Here is a 5,498-nt window from a genome sequence, read left to right on the forward strand (position 1 = left end):
CTTAAAGAATATTGCGGCAGTCACCTACTCTCCCACAACCACCAAGTTGCAGTACCATCAGCGCGAATGGGCTTAGCTACCGGGATCGGAACGGTTAACCGGGCGTTTCCCCACCACTATCACCACCGCAAAACCAACAAACCACCACCACCCGAGTAATCACACCTCAAGAGTGTAGTAGCGGTCCAAGAACCGTACAGCGAACGCGAACACCACACACAATGTGACTCGTTAATATCTCGTAAAACCCATAGCGTATTTAACGCACACACCAAACAAAAATAAAGGTTGATGAGTGATCGGCGTATTAGTACCAGTCAACTCCACACCTCACAGTGCTTCCATACCCGGCCTATCAAACCCATAATCTATAGGACACCTCACCCCAACTTAATGGGTTGGAAATCTCATCTCGAAGCAGGCTTCCCGCTTAGATGCTTTCAGCGGTTATCCTTCCCGAACGTAGCCAACCAGCCATGCACCTGGCGGTACAACTGGCACACCAGAGGTTCGTCCGTCCCGGTCCTCTCGTACTAAGGACAGGCCTCCACAAATTTCCTACGCACGCAGCGGATAGGGACCGAACTGTCTCACGACGTTCTAAACCCAGCTCGCGTACCGCTTTAATGGGCGAACAGCCCAACCCTTGGGACCGACTACAGCCCCAGGATGCGACGAGCCGACATCGAGGTGCCAAACCATGCCGTCGATATGGACTCTTGGGCAAGATCAGCCTGTTATCCCCGAGGTACCTTTTATCCGTTGAGCGACCACGCTTCCACAAGCCATGGCCGGGTCACTAGTCCCAGCTTTCGCTCCTGCTCGACACGTCCGTCTCACAGTCAAGCTCCCTTGTGCACTTACACTCGACACCTGATTGCCAACCAGGCTGAGGGAACCTTTGGGCGCCTCCGTTACTCTTTAGGAGGCAACCGCCCCAGTTAAACTACCCATCAGGCACTGTCCCTGAACCCGATCAGGGTCCGAAGTTAAGAAATCCAGAATAGTCAGAGTGGTATTTCACTTGACGACTCCACCACCACTAGCGTGATAGTTTCACAGTCTCCCACCTATCCTACACAAACCACACCGAATCCCAATACCAAACTATAGTGAAGGTCTCGGGGTCTTTCCGTCCTGCTGCGCGTAACGAGCATCTTTACTCGTAATGCAATTTCGCCGAGTTCGTGGTTGAGACAGCAGAGAAGTCGTTACGCCATTCGTGCAGGTCGGAACTTACCCGACAAGGAATTTCGCTACCTTAGGATGGTTATAGTTACCACCGCCGTTTACTGGGGCTTAAATTCTCCGCTTCACCCTTACGGGTTAACGAGTCCTCTTAACCTTCCAGCACCGGGCAGGCGTCAGTCCGTATACATCGACTTACATCTTCGCACGGACCTGTGTTTTTAATAAACAGTCGCTTCTCTCTGGCCTCTGCGACCACCACCAGCACATCACCAAGCACGTTGGCTTCACCGGGATGGTCCCCCTTCTCCCGAAGTTACGGGGGCATTTTGCCGAGTTCCTTAACCACGATTCTCTCGATCACCTTAGTATTCTCTACCTGACCACCTGTGTCGGTTATAGGGTACGGGCAACACACAACCTCACGCCGATGCTTTTCTCGGCAGCATAGGATCACCAGATCACCCCACCACAAGTGGGGCGCCCATCAGCTCTCACACTCAATGTGGGGACGGATTTACCTACCCCCACGTGCTACGACCTTAGACCACGACTACCATCGCGTGGCCTGGCTACCTTCCTGCGTCACACCTCGCGCTTACCGACTCCACACTCAGGTCCCACAGAATCCTTCAACCAGACACCCGAAGGCATCACGGAAGAACACCGAGGTTAGTATCGTGTGTTTTGGTATTGACGGTTATGCGTCGGTACCAGAATATCAACTGGTTGTCCATCGACTACGCCTGTCGGCCTCGCCTTAGGTCCCGACTTACCCAGGGCGGATTAGCCTAGCCCTGGAACCCTTGGTCATCCGGTGGACGGGTTTCTCACCCGTCTTTCGCTACTCATGCCTGCATTCTCACTCGTACCGGCTCCACCACTCGTTCACACGGCGACTTCACTGCCAGCACGACGCTCCCCTACCCAACACCCCACCATTACGGCTATCAGGGGTGCTGCCACAACTTCGGCGGTGTACTTAGCCCCGCTACATTATCGGCGCTCAATCACTTGACCAGTGAGCTATTACGCACTCTTTCAAGGATGGCTGCTTCTAAGCCAACCTCCTGGTTGTCTTCGCAACTGAACATCCTTTCCCACTTAGCACACGCTTAGGGGCCTTAGTTGATGGTCTGGGCTGTTTCCCTCTCGACAATGAAGCTTATCCCCCACTGTCTCACTGCCACGCTGAACCTTACCGGCATTCGGAGTTTAGTTGACGTCAGTAACCCGGTGGGGCCCATCAGCCATCCAGTAGCTCTACCTCCGGCAAGAACCACGCAACGCTGCACCTAAATGCATTTCGGGGAGAACCAGCTATCACAGAGTTTGATTGGCCTTTCACCCCTAACCACAGGTCATCCCCTCCATTTTCAACTGAAGTGGGTGCGGGCCTCCACGCGCTCTTACACACGCTTCACCCTGCCCATGGCTAGATCACTCCGCTTCGGGTCTAGGACACGCGACTCAAACGCCCTATTCGGACTCGCTTTCGCTACGACTACCCCTCTCGGGTTAACCTCGCCACGCACCGCTAACTCGCAGGCTCATTCTTCAAAAGGCACGCCATCACCCCAACAAGGAGGCTCTGACGGATTGTAAGCACATGGTTTCAGGTACTATTTCACTCCCCTCCCGGGGTACTTTTCACCATTCCCTCACGGTACTATCCGCTATCGGTCATCAGGAAGTATTTAGCCTTACCAGGTGGTCCTGGCAGATTCACACGACATTCCACGAGTATCGTGCTACTCGGGCAAACACATATCGTCGGGGCCACATGTTTCGTCTACGGGACTCTCACCCACTCCGGTACTGTTTCCCACCAGCTTCGACTACACGCAGCACACATCAACGACTCGGTCATGCTGGACCGAACACGCATTCCCCACAACACCGCATACGCAACACCAGCACGTTTGACACGCACACGGTTTAGGCTGATCCAGTTTCGCTCGCCACTACTCCCGGAATCATGTTTTATTTTCTCTTCCTACGGGTACTGAGATGTTTCACTTCCCCGCGTTCCCTCCACACACCCTATATATTCAGATGCGGGTCACCACACTCTCATGTGGCGGGGTTTCCCCATTCGGACACCCTCGGATCACAGCCCGTTTATCGGCTCCCCGAGGCTTATCGCAGATTTCCACGTCCTTCATCGGCTCCTGATGCCAAGGCATCCACCATGCGCTCTTACACACTCATCACACCCAAAAAATTTGGTTGCAAAATGTGTGTGCGAAAATTTCACACTAAGATTTCACAAGAAAAATCACATTACATAACAACCCAAACAAAGTTCAGGCTGTTGATGCTCGCGTCCACTATACGATTCTCAAACCACTACCAAACACCACCCACACCCACACAACCGAAGGCTGCTGGTCTGGACGGGTTGGTCCTGTTGGTTGAAACCACACCCAACCATTGCTGGTTGGTTTGTGATTCCAGGACCCAATAACGTGTTCGTTCTAGCCCACCATCATCACACCGTCGACAAGGCATGAACCTTAACGACGCTGTGCGGGTTGAGCGAAAATAATGATGTTCCACCCTTGAGCTCCCAACCGGCACCACGTACGGGTGACACGTTGGGGTTCTTATGTGTGCTCCTTAGAAAGGAGGTGATCCAGCCGCACCTTCCGGTACGGCTACCTTGTTACGACTTAGTCCCAATCACCAGTCCCACCTTAGACGGCCCCCTCCACAAGGGTTGGGCCACCGGCTTCGGGTGTTACCGACTTTCGTGACTTGACGGGCGGTGTGTACAAGGCCCGGGAACGTATTCACCGCAGCGTTGCTGATCTGCGATTACTAGCGACTCCGACTTCACGTAGTCGAATTGCAGACTACGATCCGAACTGAGACTGGCTTTAAGGGATTCGCTAAAACCTCGCGGTCTCGCATCTCTCTGTACCAGCCATTGTAGCATGCGTGAAGCCCAAGACATAAAGGGCATGATGATTTGACGTCATCCCCACCTTCCTCCGAGTTGACCCCGGCAGTCTCCTATGAGTTCCCACCATCACGTGCTGGCAACATAGAACGAGGGTTGCGCTCGTTGCGGGACTTAACCCAACATCTCACGACACGAGCTGACGACAACCATGCACCACCTGTACACCAACCCCAAAGGGGAGGAACTGTTTCCAGAACGGTCTGGTGTATGTCAAGCCTTGGTAAGGTTCTTCGCGTTGCATCGAATTAATCCGCATGCTCCGCCGCTTGTGCGGGCCCCCGTCAATTCCTTTGAGTTTTAGCCTTGCGACCGTACTCCCCAGGCGGGGCACTTAATGCGTTAGCTACGGCGCGGAGAACGTGGAATGTCCCCCACACCTAGTGCCCAACGTTTACGGCATGGACTACCAGGGTATCTAATCCTGTTCGCTCCCCATGCTTTCGCTCCTCAGTGTCAGTTACAGCCCAGAGTCCCGCCTTCGCCACCGGTGTTCCTCCTGATATCTGCGCATTTCACCGCTACACCAGGAATTCCAGACTCCCCTACTGCACTCTAGTCAGCCCGTACCCACTGCACGCGCAACGTTAAGCGTTGCGTTTCCACAGCAGACGTGACCAACCACCTACGAGCTCTTTACGCCCAATAATTCCGGACAACGCTTGTACCCTACGTATTACCGCGGCTGCTGGCACGTAGTTAGCCGGTACTTCTTCTGCAGGTACCGTCACCCCAAGGGGCTTCTTCCCTGCTGAAAGCGGTTTACAACCCGAAGGCCGTCATCCCGCACGCTGCGTCGCTGCATCAGGGTTTCCCCCATTGTGCAATATTCCCCACTGCTGCCTCCCGTAGGAGTCTGGGCCGTGTCTCAGTCCCAGTGTGGCCGGTCGCCCTCTCAGGCCGGCTACCCGTCGTCGTCTTGGTGAGCCATTACCTCACCAACAAACTGATAGGCCGCGAGCCCATCCCCAACCGAAAAAACTTTCCACCATCACTCATGCGAGTGATGGTCATATCCGGTATTAGACCCAGTTTCCCGGGCTTATCCCGAAGTCGGGGGCAGGTTACTCACGTGTTACTCACCCGTTCGCCACTCATCCACCCCGGTGCAAGCACCAGGGCTTCAGCGTTCGACTTGCATGTGTTAAGCACGCAGCCAGCGTTCGTCCTGAGCCAGGATCAAACTCTCCATAAAAAAATTATGTTACGAATGAATCCCAGCAAGACAGCCAACCAACGATCACGGGGTGACCGAGGCTGACCAATTAATCATGTCCACACATGCTGGCGTGACCACCCGGCGAGGGGAGGCCACAAATGTGTGAACATGTGATTGTCTTACCAGAAA

Annotated in this window: 3 rRNA genes; all 3 read right to left on the reverse strand. The window is 54.1% G+C overall.

Annotated elements, in window-relative coordinates:
* Positions 1-11 precede the first annotated feature (11 nt).
* Positions 12-130 (reverse strand): 5S ribosomal RNA (gene rrf, locus BAUR9175_RS18910).
* 157 nt (positions 131-287) lie between these two features.
* A 23S ribosomal RNA gene (locus BAUR9175_RS18915) occupies positions 288-3,401 on the reverse strand.
* 410 nt (positions 3,402-3,811) lie between these two features.
* Positions 3,812-5,345: ribosomal RNA gene (locus tag BAUR9175_RS18920) — 16S ribosomal RNA — on the reverse strand.
* The 16S, 23S and 5S rRNA genes sit together here, the layout of an rRNA operon.
* Positions 5,346-5,498 lie beyond the last annotated feature (153 nt).

Origin of the sequence: Brevibacterium aurantiacum (genome assembly GCF_900169065.1) — a bacterium.
GTDB classification, from domain to species: domain Bacteria; phylum Actinomycetota; class Actinomycetes; order Actinomycetales; family Brevibacteriaceae; genus Brevibacterium; species Brevibacterium aurantiacum.